Here is a 20,854-nt window from a genome sequence, read left to right as displayed (position 1 = left end):
GATCAGCGCGCCGTCGACGTGTAGGGCAGCAGGGCCATCTCGCGGCTGTTCTTCACGGCCACGGCGACGTCGCGCTGGTGCTGGCTGCAGTTGCCGCTCACCCGGCGAGCGCGGATCTTGCCGCGGTCGGAGATGAACTTGCGCAGCAGGGTGGTGTCCTTGTAGTCGACACCGGTCGCCTTGTCCTTGCAGAACTGGCAGACCTTCTTCTTGACCTTGCGGATGGGCGGTTTGGGCACAGGGGGTCTCCTGGGTCAGTGCTGGGGAGAGTGGATCAAAAAGGAGGCTCGTCGGACGACGGCGCGGGCGTGGACCACGGGTCGCTGGACCCGCCGCCACCGCCACCGGAGGAGCCGAAGCCGCCACCGGAGGAGCCGCCGAAGCCGCCACCACCGCCGCCGCCGTCACCGCGGTTGGCCTTGGTGACCTTCGCGGTGGCGTAGCGCAGCGAGGGGCCGACCTCGTCGACCTCGAGCTCGACGACGGTGCGCTTCTCGCCTTCCTTCGTCTCGAACGAACGCTGCTTGAGGCGCCCCGAGACGATGACCCGCGATCCGCGGGTGAGCGACTCGGCGACGTTCTCGGCCGCCTGGCGCCAGACGTTGCAGCGGAGGAACAGGGCCTCGCCGTCCTTCCACTCCGACGACTGGCGGTCGAACGTCCGCGGCGTCGAGGCGATGGTGAAGTTCGCGACGGCTGCGCCGGACGGCGTGAACCGCAACTCCGGGTCGGCAGTCAGGTTGCCGATGACGGTGATGATGGTCTCGCCGGCCATGGTCAGTGGACCTCGGGCCGCATCAGCTTGGTGCGCAGGATGGACTCGTTGAGGTTCAGCTGACGGTCCAGCTCGATGACCGCAGCGGGAGTGGCGTCGATGTCGATGACGGCGTAGATGCCCTCGACGTTCTTCTTGATCTCGAACGACATCCGGCGACGGCCCCACACGTCCACCTTGCCGACGGTGCCGCCGGAGTTGGTGATGACGGTCAGGAACCTGTCCAGGCTGGGAGCGATGGTGCGCTCCTCGAGCTCGGGGTCGAGGATGATCATCAGTTCGTAGTGACGCACGGAGAACCCCACCTCCTCTGGTCTCAGCGGCCGCAGTCGATCTGCGACAGGAGGGCTGTACACGCGTCGCGCGCCCGGGCAGGAGCCAGGACGCGCTCCGAGCAGGTTACCAGCCGTCGGGAGAGGAGCGGACCGGTCGTCCACAGCCCCGCTGCCGGTGCACCGGCCTAGGGTCGCGGACGTGTCTGCACACCCGATCGGCGTCCACGTCGGCCCCGGCCTCACCGACGACAACGAGCTGCTCGACGGCGGCCCCCTGGCCCGCGCGGCGGAGGTGCGGGCCGACGCCGTCCAGGTGTTCCTCGCCGACCCGCAGGGTTGGAAGGCACCGCTCCCGCGGCCGGACGAGACCGACCTGCGCACCGGCGACGTCGCGGTGTTCGTGCACGCGCCGTACGTGCTGAACGTGGCGTCGACGAACAACCGCATCCGGATCCCCAGCCGCAAGCAGCTGGCCCAGCACGCGGCCGCGTCGGTGGCGGTCGGCGCCCGGGGCATGGTGGTGCACGGCGGGCACGTGCTGGCCAAGGACGACCCGGCGGCCGGGGTGGACAACTGGCGCAAGACCTTCGCCCGCCAGGCCGACGACGGCGGTTTCGGCCTGCCGGTGCTGATCGAGAACACCGCCGGCGGGGACAAGGCGATGGCCCGCGAGCTGGACGCGCTGGCCCGGCTGTGGGACGCGGTCGGCGAGTTCGGTGCCGGCTTCGTGCTGGACACCTGCCACGCCTGGGCCGCCGGCTGGGACCTGGCCACCGCGGTCGAGGACGTGCGGGCGGTCACCGGCCGGATAGACCTGGTGCACCTGAACAACAGCCGCGACCCCGCCGGCTCCGGCCGCGACCGGCACGCACCGCTGTCCGGCGGGGAGATCCCGACCGAGCTGCTGCTGCAGGTGGCCGCCGACGCCGGCTGCCCGGTGGTGCTGGAGACCCCGGGCGACGCCGCCTCGCACGCCGCGGAGATCGAGCTGCTGCGCTCGGCGCTGCCCGTACGGTGATCAGCTGAGCTGATCCAACTCCCGCCGAGCTCACCAGCGTTGGTGAGCCAGGACGGACGGTGATCAGCTCAGCTGATCAATGCTGGGCGGGGTCGGGTCCACCTGGGGGCGCCGGCGCAGGGTGAACCGGTCGGCGGCGCCGTCCAGCACGCCGCCGGCGGGGTCGTCGGTGCCGGGCCAGCTGCGCCGCACCAGGTCGCGAGCAGGGTCCCACACGTCCCGCACGACGAGGGCCACCAGCACCAGGACGGCGACGTCCCGGATGCCGACGGCGAGGAAGAACCAGCCGACGTCGACGCCCTTGTTGTCGGTGCCCAGGTACCAGAGCAGCCGCGGCACCCACAGCAGCGCCTCGGTGGCCTGCCAGAGCAGCAGCGCCCGCCAGCTGGGCCGGGCGAGCACGGCCAGCGGCAGCAGCCACAGCGAGTACTGCGGGCTCCACACCTTGTTGACCAGCAGGAACCCGGCGACCAGCAGGAAGGCCAGCTGGGCCACCCGCGGCCGCACGGGTGCAGCGAGCGCGAGCCAGCCGACGGCGGCGGCCAGCAGCACCAGCCCGACGGCGATCACCGCGTTGAGCTCGGACGGCGTCTGCCCGGGCGCGAGCGGGCCGTCGAAGAGCCGGTTGTCGGTGGCCGTCAGCGCCAGGTTCCAGATGGTGTCCGGGTCGGCCGGCCGGCTGCTGTTGAGGGTGAAGAACTCCAGCCAGTTCTCCCGGGCCAGCACGGCGATCGGCACGTTGACCGCCAGCCAGGCGACGGCGGCGCCGGCCGCCGCGGTGGCCCAGGCACGCAGCATCCCGGCCCGCAGGCACAGCACCAGCAGGACGCCGAGCAGCAGCACCGGGTAGAGCTTCGCGGCGACCCCGAGGCCGATCAGCACGCCGGCCAGCGCCGGGCGCCGGCGGGCCCACGCCCACAGCCCCAGGGTGGACAGCGCCACCGCGAACAGGTCCCAGTTGGTGAAGGCGTGCACGAACAGCAGCGGGGACAGCCCGACCATCGCCGCGTCCCACGGGCGGCGGCCGGCCAGCCCGAGCACCGCCCGGGTGGTGAGCAGCGCGCACACCGAGAGCAGCAGGCAGGTGACCACGTAGTAGCTCTGCACCGGCACCACGGCCGGCAGCACGCCCACCGACTGGGTCAGCTGGTCGTAGCCCCGGGCGACCCAGGCCGCGACCCACATGAACCCGCCGGTGAGCACCGGGTACTCCAGCGGGGAGTCCAGGTAGGGCACCGAGCCGTCGGCCAGCCCGCGCAGCCCGAACAGCGGGACGGTGTCGGAGTAGCAGAAGTGCGTGTACTGCTTGGACCCCGTCCAGTTCCCGTCGGCGCACGGGTCCTGCTTGGCCCAGGCCAGCGCCAGCACCGCCACGGTGAACAGCAGGCAGATCCGCAGCGGCGTCCAGAACAGGGCCCGGCCGGTGACGGCGTGCCGGCCCCAGGGGCCACCGAACGCCTCGCTGGCCTGGGCGACGACCCGGTCGCTCCAGCTCGGCACCACCCGGTCGGGCAGGTCCGGTGCCGCGCGGTCGGTGGGTGCCGGCTGCCCGGGTGCCGGGTGCGTCGCGCTCACGCCCGGGTCTGCCGGGCTCAGCGGTCGGGCTGGGTCGGCGGGGCGGGCAGGCCCTGCCCCGGCGGTGTACCGGGCTGCGTGGGCGGCACCCCCGGGGCGACGGGCACCGACGGCTGCGCGGGCGGCGGCACCGTTGTCGTCGGCGTTGCGACCGTGGGCGGCGGCGCCTCGGTGGTCGCCGTCGCCGTGGGCTCGGACTCCGCGGTGGGCGCCGGGGCGTCGGTCGTGGGTGCCGGCGCCTGGGTGGTGGCCCGCGGCTGCGTGGTCTGCGGCGCCGTGGTGGCCTCCGGCACGCCCCGGCCGGTGTCGCCCCGGATCAGCGCCTTGGTGGGCAGCGGCTCCTCGGGCGTCCCGTCCAGGACGGTGTCCATGAACTCCTGCCAGATGGCACCGGGCAGCCCGGACCCGAAGATGATCCCGCCGTTGGCGTTGACGATCGGGTCGTTGGTGTTGTCCTTGCCCATCCACACCGCGGTGGAGATCGACGGGGTGTAGCCGACCATCCAGGCGTCGGAGTTGTCCTGCGCGTTGAGCCCCTGGGTGCCGGTCTTGCTGGCCACCGGCCGCGCGCCGTCCAGGGCCCGCTTGGAGTAGGACGCGACGCCCTCCAGGGCGAAGGTGACGTCGTTGGCGACGTCGGCCGGCACGGCCTGGGTGCCTTCGTCGCCGGTGGTGTTGTCGACCCGCACGGCACCGGTGGTGTCGGTGACGCGGGCGACGAAGTGGGTGGCGTGCCGCAGGCCGCCGTTGGCGAAGGTGGCGAAGCCGGCGGCCTGGTCGATCGGGCGCATGGCGTACTCACCGATGCCGATGGCCGCGCCGGCCGACTGCGTCTGCGGGGACGGGGGAAGGGAAGGGTCGGTCGGGACGGACAGGGTCCGCTGACCGTTGAGGTAGCCGCTGGGCCAGATGTCGGGCATGCCGGTGGCGGCCAGCGCGACGTCGCGCACCTTCTCCGGGGTGACCTCGTAGGCCAGGCCGTAGAAGGTGGTGTTCAGCGAGCGGGTGATCGCCTGCACCAGCGTGCACGAGGCGCACTGCGCGTTCCCGGAGTTGCGCACCGGCTGGGTGCGGTCCGGGAAGGTCTGCGGCGAGCTGCCGTCCCGCCGGGCGTTGACGCTGATCCCCTCCTCCAGCGCGGCCGCCAGGGTGTAGGGCTTCATCGACGAGCCGGGGGCGCGTTGCGCCTGCGCGTAGTCGGTGCCGGTGCCCAGGGAACCGCCGTAGTAGGCCAGCACCCCACCGGTGCGCGGGTCGACCGCGACCAGTGCCTGGCGCAGCTCGGTGTCCCCGCCGTTGCTGGCGTCTGCCTCCATGACGTCGGCCACGGCCGCGACCGCGGCGTCCTGCTTGGGCTTGTCGATGGTCGTGGTGATCCGCAGACCGCCGGTCTGCTGCTCGTCCCGCTCGTACCCGTAGACGTCCGCCAGCTCGTCCTGGACCTGGGTGACGATCAGGCCCTCCGGGCCCTCGGGCAGGGTGCCCAACGTGCTCGTCACCCGGGGCATGACCTGCGGGTACACCGCCGCCGCACGCTGCTCGGCGGTCAGCCAGCCCTCGCCCTGCATGCCGTCGAGCACCAGGCCCCAGCGGTCCTGCGCGCCCTCGGGGTTGCTCTCCGGGTCGTAGAACGTCGGGTTGCGGATGAGCACGGCCAGCACCGCCCCCTGCTCCGCGGTCAGCTGGGATGCCGGCACCCCGAAGTAGGTGTTCGCCGCGGCCTCGATGCCGTACGCGCCGCGCCCGTAGTAGATCGTGTTCAGGTAGTTCTGCAGGATCTCGTCCTTGGAGACGGTGTTGTCCAGCTTCACCGCCAGGAAGATCTCCTTGAACTTGCCCGAGTAGCTGGTGGTGTTGTCCAGGAAGGACAGGCCCACGTACTGCTGGGTGATCGTCGACCCGCCCTGCGTCGAGCCACCGGTGACGTTGTTCCACGCGGCACGCACGATCCCGGTGAACGAGATGCCCGGGTCGGTGTAGAAGCTGCGGTTCTCCGCGGCCAGCACGGCGTACTTGGCCGGCTCGGAGATCTGGTCGATCGTGACGTTGGTGCGGTTCTCCGTGCCCAGCCGGTCCATCTCGGTGGTGCCGTCGGAGTAGTAGATGATCGAGGACTGGTTGGTCTGCAGCGAGCTGAGCGACGGCACCTCGGTGGTGGCGTAGACGACGCCGATGAACACCGCGAACAGCACGAACAGCCCGGCGACGCCGCCGAGCAGGAACTTGAACCGGCGCATCCAGCGCTGCTTGCGGGTGCGGGGCCGCTTCTTCTTGCGCGCCCCGGCCGGACGGGTGCCCGTGCGCGTGGCCGTCGTCCGCGCCCGGCCGCCACCGCGACCGCTCGCCGCGGGGCGACCACCGGACGGCCGACCACCCGAGGACGACCGGCCACCGGAGGACGGCCGGCCACCGGATGACCGGCCACCGCCGCCGCCGGTCGGGCGGGACCGGTCCGGCGGGGGACGCCGGACCGAGCCGGAACGCGATCCGACGGGGGAGGTCTCGTCGTGGGGAGGCACGGCGGTGGCCCCTTTCCTCGGTCGGTGCGCTGGACGGTCAGGTGGGCGGGACGCGGACTGCGGCCCGATGGTCCCAGCACAGGATGCTGTCTGGGGCTGTGAGTCGGGGGGAAGGCCCGCCCGCCAGCCCGGCGACGACCGTCACGGCGGACGGCAGCCGTGGCCGGTGTCCGGGCAGGAGCCGGACCCCTACCGGTGCTGCTCGGTGGCGGTGCGGCGCCGGTTCCGGCGGCGTTCCTGCCCCGGGACCGGCTCGGCCCCCAGCAGGTAGGACTGGTCCAGGTGGTTCCAGCCGCAGCTGCGGCAGACCTGGACGGCGTAGACGGAGAACTCCTCCTGCGCTGCGTCCATCCGGACCAGCTCGGCGGACGTCTTCGCCTGGCCGGCCGTCAGGCCCAGTGCCTCACCGTAGACGTAGTTGACCCGGGTGAGCCGCTGCCGGCCACAGACCGGGCAGGGGACGTCGAGCGGCTCACCGTGGAACTCGGCCGCCCGGGTCAGGTAGGGGCCCGCGTCGCACACCTCGTCCCGCGCGGTGCGTCCGGAGTGGACGGCGGCGAGCACGGCACGCCGTTGCAACGAGTGGTCCACCACCGATCGGCGCCCGGTCACGGGCTCGATCCTACGCAGCGGGCACCCTCCGGACGAGGGGTCCGACGCCCTCGCGGCCCCGTTCAGAGGCTCACGCCGAGCCTGCGAGGCGGGAGGAGGACAGGGTCCTGCATGTATCGTCCCGATACATCGTCACGATGGTCGGAGGGAGGCCGGGTGCTCGAGTTCGCGATCCTCGGCCTGCTCCAGCAGGCGCCCGTGCACGGCTACGAGCTGCGCAAGGAGCTCGCCACCGTGCTCGGCGGGCGGCGCAGCATCTCCTTCGGATCGCTGTACCCGGCCCTCAAGCGGATGCAGGGCGCCGGGCTGATCGCCGCCGACGACCGCGACCTGCACACGCTGCTGCCCGCGGGCGCCCCGCCGCTGACCGGCCGTCGCGGCAAGATCGTCTACACCATCACCCCCCAGGGGCGGGAGCGGTTCGCCCAGCTCGTCAGCGAGGCCGGCCCGGACGCCTACGACGACGCCGGCCAGTTCAGCGTGCACCTCGCCAACTTCGCGCACACCGCCGCCGACGTCCGGCTGCGGATCCTCGAGGGCCGCCGCCGCCTGGTCGAGCAGCAGCGCGACGGCATGCGCGCCACCCTCGCCCGCACCCGGGAGCGGATGGACCGCTACACCCTCGAGCTGCAGCGGCACGGGCTGGAGTCGGTGGACCGCGAGGTGCGCTGGCTGGCCGAGCTGATCGACCGCGAACGCAACCCGCCGCCCGACCCCCCGAACTGACCCACCCCCACCCCAGAGGAGAAACCCCATGCCATCGGTCAAGGTCGCCATCGTCGGCGTCGGCAACTGCGCCGCGTCGCTGGTCCAGGGCGTCGAGTACTACCGGGACGCCGACGACACGCAGTCGGTCCCCGGGCTGATGCACGTGCGCTTCGGCGACTACCACGTCTCCGACGTCCAGTTCGTCGCCGCGTTCGACGTCGACGCCAAGAAGGTCGGGCGCGACCTGTCCGAGGCGATCGTCGCCAGCGAGAACAACACCATCAAGATCGCCGACGTCCCACCGCTGGGCGTGACCGTGCAGCGCGGCACCACCCTGGACGGGCTCGGCAAGTACTACCGCGAGATCGTCGAGGAGTCCGACGAGCAGCCGGTGGACATGGTCACCGCGCTGCGCGAGTCCGGCGCCGACGTCCTCGTCTGCTACCTGCCCGTCGGCTCGCAGCAGGCCGCCGAGTTCTACGCCCAGGCCGCCATCGACGCGGACGTCGCCTTCGTCAACGCGCTGCCGGTGTTCATCGCCGGCACCAAGGCCTGGGCGGACAAGTTCACCGCCGCCGGCGTGCCGATCATCGGCGACGACATCAAGAGCCAGGTCGGTGCCACCATCACCCACCGCGTGCTCGCCAAGCTGTTCGAGGACCGCGGCGTGCGGCTGGACCGCACCATGCAGCTCAACGTCGGCGGCAACATGGACTTCAAGAACATGCTCGAGCGCGAGCGCCTGGAGTCCAAGAAGATCTCCAAGACGCAGTCGGTCACCAGCCAGGTCGACCGGGACATGGGCGTGGGCAACGTGCACATCGGCCCGTCGGACCACGTGCCGTGGCTCTCGGACCGCAAGTGGGCCTACGTGCGCCTGGAGGGCCGCGCCTTCGGCGACGTGCCGCTGAGCCTGGAGTACAAGCTGGAGGTCTGGGACTCCCCGAACTCGGCCGGCATCATCATCGACGCCGTCCGCGCCGCCAAGATCGCCAAGGACCGCGGCATCGGCGGGCCGATCCTGTCGGCGTCCTCGTACTTCATGAAGAGCCCGCCGGAGCAGTACGACGACAGCCAGGCCCGGGACGCGGTCGAGGCCTTCATCCGGGGCGACGCCGAGCGCTGAGGCCCTCACCTCCGACCCCGCCCCGCCCCGCGTTCCTGCCCCTCCGCTTTCTGTACAGAAAGCGCAGCGCTTTCTGTACAGAACGCGAGGGTCGGGTCGGGTCGGGTCGGGTCGGGTCGGGTCGGTGGGGGGCGGCAGGCGACAGGCGGGGGGACGACGGGGGCTTCTCCTACGCTGGTGCCATGCCAGCGGCCCGCCGTCTCCTCGTTGCCCTCGGGCTGGTGCTGGCCCTGCTGGCCGGGTGCAGCGACGACGGGGCGGCCGAGCGCACCCCCGGCGACGCCATCACCTCCCAGGAGGCCGAGGTGCTCGCCGGGCTGCTGTACCGCGACTTCCAGGAGGGCGGCGCGGACTTCGTGCTCACCGCCCCCTACGCCGAGGGCACCGTGCTCACCCTGACCGGGCAGGTCGACTTCGCCCGGCAGATCGGCACCGCCACCGCGGTGACCACCTTCGGCGACGGGCGCCCGGACGACAGCCGCACCCTGTGGTTCGACCCCGACGAGATCTGGTTCGGTGACGTGCCCGGTCTGACCGACGCCCTCGCCGCCCAGGGCCGGCCGGGCATCAGCGTCATGCGGCGGCCGATCGTCACCCAGGCCGGGGGCAGCGCCTCGCTCGTCGACGTGCTCGTGCAGCTGGTGCCCCGGCTGTCGGCACGCACCGCGGACGACCCCCGGGCCATCCTGGAGCGCGACTACACCTGGCAGGGCCAGCGCTCCATCGACGGTCAGCTCGCCGTCGACTACCGCACCGGCAGCGGCGCCACGGTCTCGGTCGCGGCGTCCAGCCAGCTGCTGCTGCAGTACGTGACGCCGCTGCCGCAGCAGGACTTCTCGGTGACGATCACGCTGTCCGACCACGGCTCGCGGGAGATCACGCTGCCCGCCGAGGACCAGACGGTCGCAGCCGCGGACTACCCGGACGTCGCCGGGCGGCTCGGCGTCTGAGCGAAGGCCGGACATGGAGGAAGGGGGCGGCCTCTTCCCCAGGCCGCCCCCTCCTGCGTATGTGATATCAGAGCCCGGCACGACACGCGAAGCCGACACGCCGCGGGGCCGGGGAGCTCAGTTCTCCGAGGGGTCCGTGGGCGCGGTGGCGAGCACCGCGAGAGGCCCACGCTGGCGGCGCAGCACCGCGCGCCAGAGGTCGGCGCCGGCCCGGCTGCTCAGCACGTCGTCCGGGGAGCCGGGCACGCAGGCCCACGAGCCCTGGCCCATCTCGACCGCCAGCTGACCGCGCGACCAGCCCGCGTACCCGGCGAACACCCGCAGCCCGGTCAGCCGGCCGGCCAGCGCGCCCGGGTCGGCGTCCAGGTCGACCAGGTGCACCCCCGCAGCGACCGACCGCAGGCCGTCGTCGTCCTCCTCGTCGGTGGCCGAGCGCGCCGGGCGGCGCGCCGGCGGGCCGGAGACCGCCAGGCACAGCGCCGTGTCGGCCTCGCAGGGACCGCCCACGTGGAAGACACCGGGCTCCACGGCCAGGTCCGACCAGCCCGGCAGCACGTCGCGGATCTGCACCTCGCTCGGCTGCCCCAGGACGACGCCCAGCGTGCCGGTGTCGCCGTGGTCGAGCACGTACACCACGGCGCCGGCGAAGTTCTCGTCGTCCAGCGCGGGCATCGCGACCAGCAGCGAGCCCGGGACGACGTCGGTGACCGACCCGATCGACAGCCCGGGCACACCACGTCGGCGTGCCCCGGCGACCGGCCGCACCGGCGGTCGGGACTCGGGATCGGGCGATGAGGGGACAGCGTTCATCGCGGTCCAGTGTGCCCCAGATCGGCCGGGTGGGCGGGGTCCGGCGAGCGGTGCGGCGGACGCGTACGGCATCGCCCGGCGACGACCCGGGGGACACGGGCGTGGCCCGTACAGTGCGCCGCGTGCAGCAGGCGCCCGTGACCGCCCGTGCGCTGCTCCGGCGGCGGGGCTTCCGCCGCCTGCTGCTGACCCGGCTGCCGGGCCAGTTCGGGGACGGCGTCTTCCAGGCAGCGCTCGCCGGCACGGTGCTGTTCGACCCGCAGGACGCCACCGACCCGCTCGACGTCGCCGCTGGCTTCGCGGTCCTGCTGCTGCCCTACTCGCTGGTCGGCCCCTTCGTCGGGGTGCTGCTCGACCGGTGGAGCCGGCGCCAGGTGCTGCTGGTGTCCAACCTGGTGCGGTCGGTGCTGGTCGTGCTGGTCGCCGGCCTGGTGCACGCGCAGGTGCAGGGCGCCGGGTTCTACCTCGCCGGGCTGGCCGTGTTCTCGGTCAACCGCTTCGTCCTCTCCGCCCTGTCCGCCGGGCTGCCGCACACCACCGGGACGCCGTCGCCGTCCCCCGCCCTGCCCCCGGACCCCGCCCTGGTGCCGGCCAACGCGCTGTCCACCACCTCGGGTGCGGTGGCCACGGTCGTGGGTGGCGGTGCGGCCATCGGCGTCCTGCAGCTCACCGGCGCCACCAGCGCGGGGTACGCCGCCGTCGCACTGTGCGCGGCGGTGCCCTACCTGCTCGCGGCCGCGTCCGCCGCCGGGTTCCGCCGCGACGCCCTGGGCCCGGACGGGCGGGAGGCCACCACCGGTCCCGCCGCCGGGCTGCCGCTGCTCGGCGCGTTGCGGACCGGCGTCTCCGGCCTGGTCGCCGGCGCCCGGCACATCCGGGACCGGCGGCCCGCAACGCTGGCACTGTCCGTGCTGGGCGGGCACCGGCTGCTGTACGGCCTGCTGACGATGACCATCCTGCTGCTCTACCGCGGCACGTTCCCCGCGGACGGCTCGCTGTTCCCCGGCGGCCTGGCCGGGCTCGGCCAGGTGCTGGCCGCGGGCGGGGTCGGCACCCTGCTTGCGGCGTCGTGCACACCGCCGGTCGTGCGCCGGATCGGCACGCGGCGCTGGACGGTGCTGCTGCTCTCCGTCGCCGGCGTCACCCAGTGCGTCCTGGGCCCGCTGTTCCGCCCGGAGCTGGTGGTGGCCGCCGCGCTGGTGCACGGCTTCGTCGCCCAGGGCGTGAAGATCTGCGTGGACAGCACCCTGCAGCAGACCGTGGACGACGCGTACCGCGGCCGGGTGTTCTCCGTCTACGACACCCTGTTCAACGTCATGAACGTGAGCGCGCTCGTCGTCGCTGCCCTGCTGCTGCCGGCCGGTGGCCGCTCGGTCGCGATGGTGCTGACGATCGCCGGCGGCCACCTGCTGCTGGCCGCCGCCTACGCCCGGCTCAGTGCACCCCGCGCGCGTGGTGGAGTGCCGGCGCGCCGGGGACCTGCACCGCCGCACTCCGCTCAGGCCACGGGCCGGAGCAGCTCCGCGCCGCACGTGTGAGGTCCGGCGCGCAGGGTCCCTGCGCGCCCGCACCCCAGCTCAGCTGTCGCGGGCCGCCCACCAGGCCAGCAGCTCGGCCTCGGCCACCTCGGGGTCCAGCGGGCCGCGTTCCAGCCGGAGCTCCTTGAGGAAGCGCCACGCCCGGCCGACGTCCGGGCCCGGGGGCACGCCCAGCAGCTCCATGATCCGGTTGCCGTCCAGGTCCGGCCGCACCCGCGCCAGGTCCTCGGCCGCGGACAGCTCGGCGATCCGCTGCTCCAGCGAGTCGTAGGTGGCGGCCAGCTGGGCTGCCCGGCGCTGGTTGCGGGTGGTGCAGTCCGAGCGCACCAGCTTGTTCAGCCGGGGCAGCAGGTCCCCGGCATCGGTCACGTACCGGCGCACCGCGGAGTCGGTCCACTCCCCGCGCCCGTACCCGTGGAACCGCAGGTGCAGGAAGGTCAGCCGGGCCACCGCCTCGACGACGTCCTTGGGGTAGCGCAGCGCCAGCAGGCGCTTGCGGACCAGCTTGGCGCCGACGACCTCGTGGTGGTGGAAGGACACCCGGCCGCGCGCCTCGTGCCGGCGGGTGGCCGGCTTGCCGATGTCGTGCAGCAGCGCAGCCAGCCGCAGCACCAGGTCCGGTGGGCCGCCGGCGGCCTGCTCCAGGGCGATGGCCCGGTCCAGCACGGTCAGCGAGTGCACGTAGACGTCCTTGTGCTGGTGGTGCTCGTCGATCTCCATCCGCAGCGCGGACAGCTCGGGCAGCACGACGTCGGCCAGGCCGGTGGAGACGAACAGCTCCAGGGCGGCGCGCGGGTCGGGGTTGAGCAGCGTCCGGGACAGCTCGTGCTGCACGCGCTCGGCGGTGATCCGGGCCAGCTCGCCGTGCATCCCGGTCATCGCCGCCACGACGTCGTCGCCGGGGGTGAGGTCGAGCTGGGCCACGAAGCGCACCGCGCGCAGCATCCGCAGCGGGTCGTCGGCGAAGGAGTCCGCGGCCGACCCGGGGGTGCGCAGCCGCCGGGCCAGCAGGTCGCCCAGCCCGCCGAAGGGGTCGGTGACGGTGCGGTCGGGCCCGAGGGAGACCGCCATCGCGTTCACCGTGAAGTCGCGGCGCGCGAGGTCGTCGTGCAGCGAGTCACCCCAGGCGACCTCGGGGTTGCGCGACTCCCGGTCGTAGCGGTCGGCCCGGAAGGTGGTGATCTCCACCGGCAGACCCCGGACCTCGGCACCGATCGTGCCGAAGGCGATGCCCGTGTTCCACGTGGAACTGGCCCAGCCGCGCAGCAGCTCCAGGGTCTGCTCCGGGCGCGCGTCGGTGGTGACGTCGAGGTCGCCGGGCACGCCGGGGGAGCCGGCCCCGGCGGCGAGCAGCGCGTCCCGCACCGAGCCGCCGACCAGGTGCGCCTGGAACCCGGCGGCGGTGAATCGGCGGCCCAGTTCGGTCAGCACGGGGGACAGGTCGACGAGCTCGCGCACCGTCGCCTGCACTGCTGCCGGCACGGGCGGCGGCGGGTGGCCGGGGGGAGGCGGCTGGGCAGACACGACCGCCCACCGTAGTCGGGCTCGTGCCGCTGGCTCGTCGCACACCGGTCGTCCCCAGCGGTCGCGCTACCCTCTCGGCATGGCTGGGACGGGCGGACGTCGGCGCCCGGGCCGCCGGTTGCGCCGGGTCGACGAGACCTCCGCCGGGGGCCTGGTGGTGGCCGAGGACGAGGTCACCGGCCCGAGAGCTGCCCTGATCGGCCGCACCGACCGCCGGGGCCGGCTGCTCTGGTCCCTCCCGAAGGGCCACATCGAGGCCGGCGAGACCCCGGAGGACACCGCCGTCCGCGAGGTGGCGGAGGAGACCGGCATCCTCGGCGAGGTCGTCGCGCCGCTGGGCATCATCGACTTCTGGTTCGTCGCCGACGGCCGGCGGGTGCACAAGACCGTGCACCACTTCCTGCTGCGCGCGGTCGGCGGCGTGCTGTCCGACGCCGACGTCGAGGTGACCGAGGTCGCCTGGGTGCCGCTGGACGAGCTCAGCGGGCGGCTCGCCTACGCCGACGAGCGGGCCCTGGTCGAGCGCGCCCCCGGTCTGCTGGCCGACACGGCGTGACCGGGCGGGCTGCCGGCCGCACCGGCGGACGCCCCCCCGGCCGCCGGCGCGCGACGGCGGCGCTGGTCGCCGCCTGCACCGCCGGCGTGCTGCCGCTGCTCGGCGGTCTGCCGGCCGGCGCCGCCCCGGGCGACGGGCCCGGCACCGACGACGCCGCCCGGCAGGTGCAGGTGACGCTGACCGAGCTGACCCCGCGCAGCATCGCCCCCGGGGCGGAGATCGTGGTCAGCGGCCGGATCACCAACACCGGCGAGGAGACCCTGACCGACCTCACGCTGCGGGTGCAGCGCGGCGAGCAGCTGCGCACCCGGCAGGCGCTGGCCGACGACCTCGCCGACCCGTCGCCGACCACCACCGCCGCCGCCGCGTTCGCACCCGTGGACGACGAGCTGCCGGCGGGGGAGTCGATGCCCTTCCGCTACGTCACGTCGGCCACCGAGCTCCGGCTGGAGGGTGACGGCGTCTACCCCGCGCTGGTCAACGTCAACGGCACCGACCCGGACGGGCTGACCGAGCGGGTCGGCGAGCTGACCACGCACCTGGTGGTGGCGCCCGCCACGCCGACCGCGCGCACGGCCGTGGGCGTGCTGTGGCCGATCACCGACCGCCCGCACCGCGCCCCGGACGGCGACTTCACCGACGACGACCTGGCCGGCGAGATCGCCCCCGGTGGCCGGCTCGACCGCGCCCTGGCCACCGTGGAGGACCTGCCCCGGCGCCCGGACAGCGACGCACCCGCCGTGCCGGTGACCCTCGCCGTCGACCCGGCGCTGGTCGAGGAGCTCACCACCATGGCCGGCGGCTACCGGGTGCCGGACGGCTCCGGGGGCACCACCGACGGCGCCGGCCGGGAGGACGCCGAGGCCTACCTGGCCCGGCTGCGCGCCGTGGCCGCCGAGCAGGACGTGCTCGCGCTGCCCTACGCCGACGCCGACCTCGACGCGCTGCAGACCGCCGGCGGCGGCGACGCCGTGCGCCGCGCGCTGCCCGGCACGGCGGCCGCCGACCCCCCGGCGGAGGGCGGGACCTCGCCGGGGGGCACGGCCGGGCAGACGGGCGGTACGACGGCGGGGGAGTCAGCGGCGCCGACCGACGGGGCCACCCCCGTGACGCCGTCCGGCACGGAGGCGACCACCCCGGCCGCGGAGCCGTCCGGGGACGGGTCGGCGGACGCCGGCGCCGGGACGGGCGCCGCGCTGCTGCGCACCGCCCTCGGGGTCACCCCGCGCACCGACCTGGCCTGGCCGGTGGGCGGCACGCTGCGCACCGAGACGCTGACCACCCTGCAGGACGCCGGGGTGCGGCAGCTGGTGCTCGCCGAGCAGTCCTGGGCCGACCCCGGCACCGCGGTCGGTGACGACGGCTCCACCGCCACCGCCCGGGTGGACACCGACACCGACGCCGGTCCGCTGACCACGCTGGTCGCCGACAGCGGCCTGGGCGACGCGGTCGCCGCGCTGGGCGACGACCCGGCCGGAGCACGCGCCGCCGAGCAGCGGTACCTCGCCGAGCTCGCCGTGCTCGGCACCCAGCTCGCGGCCGCGGGCGGCAGCCGGCAGACGGTGCTGGTCGTGCCGCCCCGCCAGGTCGACGTCGACCCGGCCGCCGCCACCGCGCTGCTCGCCGACGCCGCCGAGCAGCCCTGGCTGGACGTCGCCTCCCTCGGCCAGCTGACCGCCGGCCCGGTCGCCGACGCCGGACAGCTGCTGCCCGCCACCGCGGGCCCGGACCAGCTCGGCGGGCCGGCCCTGGGCGACGTCGGCGCCGCCCTCGGCGTGCGGGCCGACTTCGCCACCGCCGTGGTGGGCGACCCGGACACCGCGCTACGCGGTTACGACGCCGCGATCGACCGGTCGGTGGCGTCGTCGTGGCGCGGTGACCCGGACGGCTTCGCCGAGGCCGCTGCGGCGGTGCGCGAGCGGCTGCTCGACCTGACCCGGCGGGTGACCCTGCTCGAGCCCGCGGACGGCACCTACAGCCTGGCCTCCAGCGACGCCCCGCTGGTGCTCACCGTGAGCAACGACCTGCCTTTCGCCGTCGAGGTGCGGGTGGAGGTGCGCGCACTGGCCAACGCAGGGTTGACCACCGAGGACGGCGGCCTGCAACAGGTCGACCTGGAGTCCCGCCGCGTGGTGACGGTGGCCTCCGAGGTGAGCCAGTCGGGCAGCTTCGCAGTGACGGCCACGCTCAGCACCCCGGGCGGCGGCAGCCTCGGCGAGCCGGTGGACATGCAGGTGCGCAGCACCGCCTACGGCACGATCACCCTGGCCGTCACCTTCGGGGCGGCCGCGCTGCTGGCCCTGCTGTTCCTGCGCCGCCTGGTGCTCTTCGTGCTGCGCCGCCGCCGGGCCGGGTCCCTCCACGACGACGACCGGGACGACGCCGATGCCGACCTGGTGGGCGCGTCGCCGGCGGCCGGGTCCGGCGCCGGCCGCGACGCCGGCCCGGCCGACGGCGACCCCACCCGCCGACCCCCCACCCGGAGCCCGGTGTGAGCGGCACCCCGCGCGGCGTCCCACCCGAGGCCGCTGCCGAGACCACCGGTCCCGGTCGGGAGGGCGACGCCCTGCCCGCCGACCCGGGCCCCGCCGGCGCTCCCGCCGACGACCGCCCGACCCCCGAACGCCCGACCCACGAGCGGGGCGCTCCTGAGCACCCGGCACCCGAACGTCCGACACCTGCCCCCCCGACCCTGGACCGTGCGGCCCCGGAGCCTCCGGCCGGTGGTCGACCCGTGACTGCTGCCCCGGCCGCCGGCCCGCCGGCCGCACCGCGGCCTGGCTCCGGGCCCGCGCCGGTACAGCCGGCCGCACCGGGGTCCGGCTCCGGGGCCGCCCCGGCACGGCCGGCCGGTGCACCGGCCGGTGCGGGTCCGGGCGCACCGCGCCGTGCGGCGCCGCTGCCGGTCGCGCCGTACGGCGGTGTCCGGCCGCCGAGCGCCGCCCCCTCGGCGGGTGCGCTGGCCGGGCAGGCGTCACCACCGGCCGACGCGGCGGCCCGCCCCGTCCCCCGACCGACGCCACCACCCGTCCCGCCCCCGCCGCGTGCCCGGCAACCCCGGGTGGGCGACCTGCCGTTGCCGCCGCACTACGCGGTACCCGGCCCACCGTCCGGCGGTGGCGCGTCCGGCGGCGGCCCGTCGGCCGGCGGGCGCGCGCCGGGCGTGGGCGGGCCGCCGGTGGCTGCGCCGCCGCCGGTGCCGGGGCGCCCGCCGCTGCCGCCGGTCCCGCCGCCACCCGCCCGCCGGGCCGCGCGGTCGTCGGCCTGGCAGGACGACCGGCGACGATCGCTGTCCCCGCCCACCGAGATCCACCTCATCTCGGCGCTGCCACCCGTGCCGCCGCCGTACCGGCAGCGCGAGGAACGCCCGCAGCCCGCCGGCGAGCGACCCGGCGGCAGCCGGGGCCTGCTGCGCGCCGTCGGCGGCATGGCCGTGGCCACCACGGTCTCCCGGCTGACCGGGTTCGTGCGCACGGTGGCTCTGACCGCTGTGCTCGGCCTCGGCGCGCTCACCGTCAACAACGCCTACACGGTGGCGAACACGCTGCCGAACATCGTCTACGAGTTGTTGCTCGGCGGCGTGCTCACCTCGGTGATCGTCCCGTTGCTGGTCAGCGCGCAGGAGAAGCACGCCGACGGCGGTGTGGCCTACACCCAGCGCCTGATGACCCTGATGCTCGCCGGGCTGACCCTGCTGACGGTCGTGGCCGTGGTCGCGGCACCCCTGCTCACCGAGTTGCTCGGCATCTCCGGGAGCACCGAGCAGCGGGCACTGGGGAACTGGCTGGCTCGGATCCTGCTGGTCGAGATCGTGTTCTACGGCGTCGGGGCCATGGCCGGGGCGATCCTGAACTCACGCGGGGTCTTCGGTCCACCGGCGTGGGCACCGGTGCTGAACAACGTCGTCGTGATCGCCACCGCCGGGATCCTCGGACTGGCCAGCGGACCGGGACAGATCACCGCGGTCAGCATCGAGCCGTGGCAGGTCTGGCTGCTCGGCCTGGGCACGTTGCTGGGCATCGCCGTCCAGTCGCTCGTCCTGCTCCCGCTCCTGGGCCGCAACGGTGTGCCGCTGCGGCTGCGGTGGGGGCTGCGGGGCACCGGCCTCGGCGAGGCGAGCTCGCTGGGCATCTGGGTGATCGGCTACGTCCTGGTGAGCCAGGTGGGCGTGGTCGTGGCCAGCCGGGTGGCCGGTGAGGCCGCCGAGTCCGGTGGGCTCGGGCAGGCCGCGTTCGCCAACGCGAGCCTGCTCTTCCAGATGCCCTACGGAATCATCGGTGTCGCGCTGCTGACGGCGCTGCTGCCGCGGATGAGCCGTGCTGCTGCGCGGGCCGACGTACCCGGGGTGGTCGCCGACCTGGTGCTGGGGACCCGCCTGTCGGCCCTGGGGCTGCTGCCCGTCACGGCACTGCTCGTGGTGCTGGGCCCGGCCACCGCGACGGTCGCGTTCGGGCACGGCAACACCACGGTTGAAGAGGCTCGCGCCGTGGGCACCGCGCTGGCCATCGGCGCCTTCGGGCTGCTGCCCATGGCGGTGACCCTGCTGCAGCTGCGCGTCTTCTACGCCATGAAGGACGCCCGGACGCCGACGCTCATCCAGGTGGCCATGGTCTCGGTCCGGGTGCCGCTGATGCTGCTCGTCCCGGTGGTGGTCGAGCCGCGCCATGTGGTGGCGGGTCTCATGCTCGCCACGGGTGTGACCTACGTCGCCGGGTGGATCGCCGGTGACATCGCTCTGCGTCGCCGGTTGGGTGCTCTGCGCACGCGCGACGCGCTCGACACGCTGCTCCGGACCGCCGCGGCCTCCGTGGTGGCCGAACTGCTCGGCTGGGGGGCTGTGACGCTGGTCGAGCGGGCCGTCGGCGAGGGCGTCGCGGGGTCGCTCGTGACCCTCCTCGTCGGTACGGTGGTCATCGGCGTCGCGGTCTCCGCGGGTGCCGTGGTGGCTCGGGTGCCCGAGGCGCGAGGGGTCCTGGACCGCATCAGGAGCCGTCGTCCGGGCAGCGGTCCACCGCGGGGCCCCGACCAGGGTGACGCCGATGCGCCGGGACGTCCCCCGGCGGTGAGCACAGGAGGTCGGCAACGTCCGTGACGTCGACGTCCACCGGGCTGCCCGACCGCTACCGCCCGATCGACCAGATCACCCCCGACGAGCCCACGGCCACCGGTGTGATCCGGTCCTGGCGCGCCCGGGACAAGGTCCTCAACCGGGACGTCGCGGTCCGCATCCACACCCCCGGCGGTCCCGCCGCCCGCGAGTGGATCACCCGCGCGCTGACCGCCGGCGGCCTGGCCACCCCCGCCCTGGCGATGGTGTACGACGCCGCCGAGAGCAGCTCCGGCGCCGACGGCACCCCGGGTGCGGCCTACGTCGTCAACGAGTGGCTGGAGGGTCCGACGCTGGCCGAGCGGCTGGAGAGCGGGCCGCTGACCGAGCGCGACGCCCGCAACCTGGTGCGCCGGCTGGCCGAGGGCGTCGGCGAGGCGCACCGCGTGGGGCTCGCCGTCGGCGGGCTCACCCCGGAGCACGTCGTGCTCCGGCCCGGCGGCCTGGTGGGCCTGCTCGCGGTGCCGGCCGCGACCGGCACCGTGCAGGGCGACATCGCCGCCCTCGGCGCGCTGCTGGAGGCCGCGCTGACCGGGCACTGGCCGGGCACCCAGCCCTCGGCCCACCCACCGGCGATCAGCCAGCCCGACCTCGCCGCCCTGGTGCGCCGGGCCCGGTCCACCGAGCCGGGCGCCGGGCTGTCCAGCGCGGCCGCGATGGTCGCCCTGCTCGGCGAGCGGCGGCCCACCGGCCACACCTCCCCGCTGCCCTCGGTGAAGCCGGACGACACCACCGACAGCGGCTGGCTGCGCCGGCTGCGCGACCGCCGCGACCTCGCCGACGCCGACGCCGCCGACGAGGCCCGCCGCCGGGCGGCCGAGGAGCGGGCGGCCGACGAGCGGGCAGCCGAGCAGCGGGCGGCCGAGCAGGCACGCGCTGCCGGTGCCCCGGCACCCCGGGACGACGACCCGCTGGCCACCAGCACCGCCGCCTTCGCGCCGATCCGCCTGGAGCCCCCGCCGCCACCGCGACCCCCGGCGCCTGCTGCGCGCCCGGACCCGGAGCGGGAGGCGCTGCTGCCCTGGGGCCCCGCCGACGACATCGCCGACGACGAGCTGGAGGACGACGTCCCCCGGTCGACCGCACGCCGGCGCCTCGCCGTCGTCGGGCTGCCCCTGCTCGCCCTGGCGATGGTGGTGGTGCTCGCCTGGTGGGTGGGCAACAACCTGCTCTCGGTGGCCGGCTCCGTCGACCAGGAGGGCACCGGCCCCGCGCCGGTGTCCACCACCACCTCCGCCGCGGCACCGCCGCCCCCGGCGTCCGGGCCGCTGCCGATCGCCGCCGGGACCGTGTTCGACCCGCAGGGCGACGACGAGTCCGAGAACGACGAGGACGCACCGCTGTCCTTCGACGGCGACCCGGCGACCAGCTGGACCACGGTCACCTACCGCGGCTCGGCGACCTTCGGGAACCTCAAGGACGGCGTCGGGATCCTGTACGACCTGGGCTCACCGCAGGCCGTCGGCAGCGTCACCATCAGCACCACCCAGCCCGGCTCGACCGTCGAGGTGCGCACCGGGGAGACGGCGTCCGGTGGCCTGGACGACTACGCCGTCGCTGCCACCGCCACGCTGACCGGGACCGACACGCTGCCGCTGGCCGAGCCGGTCACCGCCCGGTACGTGCTGGTCTGGGTCACCGGCCTGGTGCCCACCGACGACGGCTTCGACGCCGGCCTGGCCGAGGTGTCGGTGCAGTCCGCCGGCTGAGGGCGACCCCGTCCCGCTGGTGCTCGCGAGCCCGGGGTGGACCCTGCGGGCC

The 20,854-nt window shown here is 74.9% G+C and carries 17 protein-coding genes; 9 read left to right on the top strand and 8 right to left on the bottom strand.

The features are described from left to right. Positions 1–2: 2 nt before the first annotated feature. Genes rpsR through rpsF form a run of 3 tightly spaced genes read right to left on the bottom strand, consistent with a single transcriptional unit; the run spans position 3 to position 1,068 of the window. Positions 3–239 (bottom strand): 30S ribosomal protein S18, encoded by a 237-nt coding sequence (rpsR, locus tag G1H19_RS15015; RefSeq protein WP_162393619.1) that lies wholly within the window; start codon positions 237–239, stop codon positions 3–5. A 35-nt stretch (positions 240–274) separates the two neighbouring features. Continuing rightward, a complete protein-coding gene (locus G1H19_RS15010; protein WP_152731860.1) occupies positions 275–775 on the bottom strand; it encodes a single-stranded DNA-binding protein in 501 nt (166 codons plus the stop codon). 2 nt (positions 776–777) lie between these two features. Then, the gene (rpsF, locus tag G1H19_RS15005) at positions 778–1,068 is read right to left on the bottom strand and encodes a 30S ribosomal protein S6 (protein ID WP_162393620.1); all 291 of its coding nucleotides are present in this window, start codon (positions 1,066–1,068) and stop codon (positions 778–780) included. A gap of 181 nt (positions 1,069–1,249) precedes the next feature. Between rpsF and G1H19_RS15000 the strand changes: the two genes are divergently transcribed. Next, complete coding sequence (locus G1H19_RS15000) at positions 1,250–2,068, top strand: deoxyribonuclease IV (RefSeq protein ID WP_174278103.1); 819 nt, start codon at positions 1,250–1,252, stop codon at positions 2,066–2,068. 63 nt (positions 2,069–2,131) lie between these two features. Here the strand turns inward: G1H19_RS15000 and G1H19_RS14995 are convergent, their stop codons facing one another. The 3 genes from G1H19_RS14995 to G1H19_RS14985 form a co-directional block, all read right to left on the bottom strand. Continuing rightward, positions 2,132–3,643, bottom strand: coding sequence for a glycosyltransferase family 87 protein (locus tag G1H19_RS14995; protein WP_235928427.1), 1,512 nt, complete (start codon positions 3,641–3,643; stop codon positions 2,132–2,134). Positions 3,644–3,660: 17 nt separating this feature from the next. Beyond that, positions 3,661–5,880, bottom strand: coding sequence for a transglycosylase domain-containing protein (locus G1H19_RS14990; RefSeq protein ID WP_152731858.1), 2,220 nt, complete (start codon positions 5,878–5,880; stop codon positions 3,661–3,663). Between the two features lie 471 nt (positions 5,881–6,351). Continuing rightward, a complete protein-coding gene (locus G1H19_RS14985; protein ID WP_235928429.1) occupies positions 6,352–6,774 on the bottom strand; it encodes a DUF5318 family protein in 423 nt (140 codons plus the stop codon). Between the two features lie 156 nt (positions 6,775–6,930). On the opposite strand from G1H19_RS14985, the gene G1H19_RS14980 reads away from it, so the two are divergent. From G1H19_RS14980 to G1H19_RS14970, 3 genes are all read left to right on the top strand, one after another. Then, positions 6,931–7,500 carry a PadR family transcriptional regulator gene (locus G1H19_RS14980; RefSeq protein WP_162393622.1) on the top strand — a complete coding sequence of 190 codons (570 nt, stop codon included), beginning with the start codon at positions 6,931–6,933 and terminating at the stop codon, positions 7,498–7,500. A gap of 28 nt (positions 7,501–7,528) precedes the next feature. Further along, complete coding sequence (locus G1H19_RS14975; protein ID WP_152731852.1) at positions 7,529–8,608, top strand: inositol-3-phosphate synthase; 1,080 nt, start codon at positions 7,529–7,531, stop codon at positions 8,606–8,608. A gap of 182 nt (positions 8,609–8,790) precedes the next feature. Then, complete coding sequence (locus G1H19_RS14970) at positions 8,791–9,558, top strand: hypothetical protein (protein ID WP_152731850.1); 768 nt, start codon at positions 8,791–8,793, stop codon at positions 9,556–9,558. Between the two features lie 117 nt (positions 9,559–9,675). On the opposite strand, the gene G1H19_RS14965 is transcribed toward G1H19_RS14970, so the two are convergent. Next, complete coding sequence (locus tag G1H19_RS14965; RefSeq protein ID WP_152731847.1) at positions 9,676–10,368, bottom strand: YqgE/AlgH family protein; 693 nt, start codon at positions 10,366–10,368, stop codon at positions 9,676–9,678. A 122-nt stretch (positions 10,369–10,490) separates the two neighbouring features. On the opposite strand from G1H19_RS14965, the gene G1H19_RS14960 reads away from it, so the two are divergent. Further along, entirely contained in the window at positions 10,491–11,906 is a 1,416-nt protein-coding gene (locus G1H19_RS14960) for an MFS transporter (RefSeq protein ID WP_193616554.1), read from the top strand. A gap of 39 nt (positions 11,907–11,945) precedes the next feature. On the opposite strand, the gene G1H19_RS14955 is transcribed toward G1H19_RS14960, so the two are convergent. Next, positions 11,946–13,430 carry a CCA tRNA nucleotidyltransferase gene (locus tag G1H19_RS14955; RefSeq protein WP_162393623.1) on the bottom strand — a complete coding sequence of 495 codons (1,485 nt, stop codon included), beginning with the start codon at positions 13,428–13,430 and terminating at the stop codon, positions 11,946–11,948. Between the two features lie 79 nt (positions 13,431–13,509). Here G1H19_RS14955 and G1H19_RS14950 point away from each other — a divergent pair, with 79 nt between their 5' ends. The 4 genes from G1H19_RS14950 (at position 13,510) to G1H19_RS14935 (ending at position 20,802) form a co-directional block, all read left to right on the top strand. Further along, complete coding sequence (locus G1H19_RS14950; RefSeq protein WP_152731845.1) at positions 13,510–13,986, top strand: NUDIX hydrolase; 477 nt, start codon at positions 13,510–13,512, stop codon at positions 13,984–13,986. Beyond that, entirely contained in the window at positions 13,983–16,481 is a 2,499-nt protein-coding gene (locus G1H19_RS14945) for a DUF6049 family protein (RefSeq protein WP_152731843.1), read from the top strand. Before G1H19_RS14950 ends, G1H19_RS14945 begins: the two co-directional genes overlap by 4 nt. A 683-nt stretch (positions 16,482–17,164) precedes the next feature. Beyond that, positions 17,165–19,078: a murein biosynthesis integral membrane protein MurJ gene (gene murJ, locus G1H19_RS14940; RefSeq protein WP_328727594.1), complete on the top strand. Its 1,914-nt coding sequence runs from the start codon at positions 17,165–17,167 to the stop codon at positions 19,076–19,078. Further along, a complete protein-coding gene (locus tag G1H19_RS14935) occupies positions 19,075–20,802 on the top strand; it encodes a protein kinase family protein (protein ID WP_162393394.1) in 1,728 nt (575 codons plus the stop codon). The genes murJ and G1H19_RS14935 overlap by 4 nt, the downstream gene beginning before the upstream one ends. Positions 20,803–20,854 lie beyond the last annotated feature (52 nt).

The sequence above is a fragment of the Goekera deserti genome (assembly GCF_010685995.1).
Lineage (GTDB): Bacteria > Actinomycetota > Actinomycetes > Mycobacteriales > Geodermatophilaceae > Goekera > Goekera deserti.
The sequence above is the reverse complement of the archived record's forward strand: the minus strand, read 5'-3'. Positions and strand labels throughout refer to the sequence as shown.

Coding starts and splice junctions, on each gene's coding strand:
- G1H19_RS14965 (WP_152731847.1), bottom strand. CDS start 10,368: ATGAACGCTGTCCCCTCATCGCCCGATCCCGAGTCCCGACCGCCGGTG.
- G1H19_RS15010 (WP_152731860.1), bottom strand. CDS start 775: ATGGCCGGCGAGACCATCATCACCGTCATCGGCAACCTGACTGCCGAC.
- G1H19_RS14990 (WP_152731858.1), bottom strand. CDS start 5,880: ATGCGCCGGTTCAAGTTCCTGCTCGGCGGCGTCGCCGGGCTGTTCGTG.
- G1H19_RS14970 (WP_152731850.1), top strand. CDS start 8,791: ATGCCAGCGGCCCGCCGTCTCCTCGTTGCCCTCGGGCTGGTGCTGGCC.
- G1H19_RS14950 (WP_152731845.1), top strand. CDS start 13,510: ATGGCTGGGACGGGCGGACGTCGGCGCCCGGGCCGCCGGTTGCGCCGG.
- G1H19_RS14975 (WP_152731852.1), top strand. CDS start 7,529: ATGCCATCGGTCAAGGTCGCCATCGTCGGCGTCGGCAACTGCGCCGCG.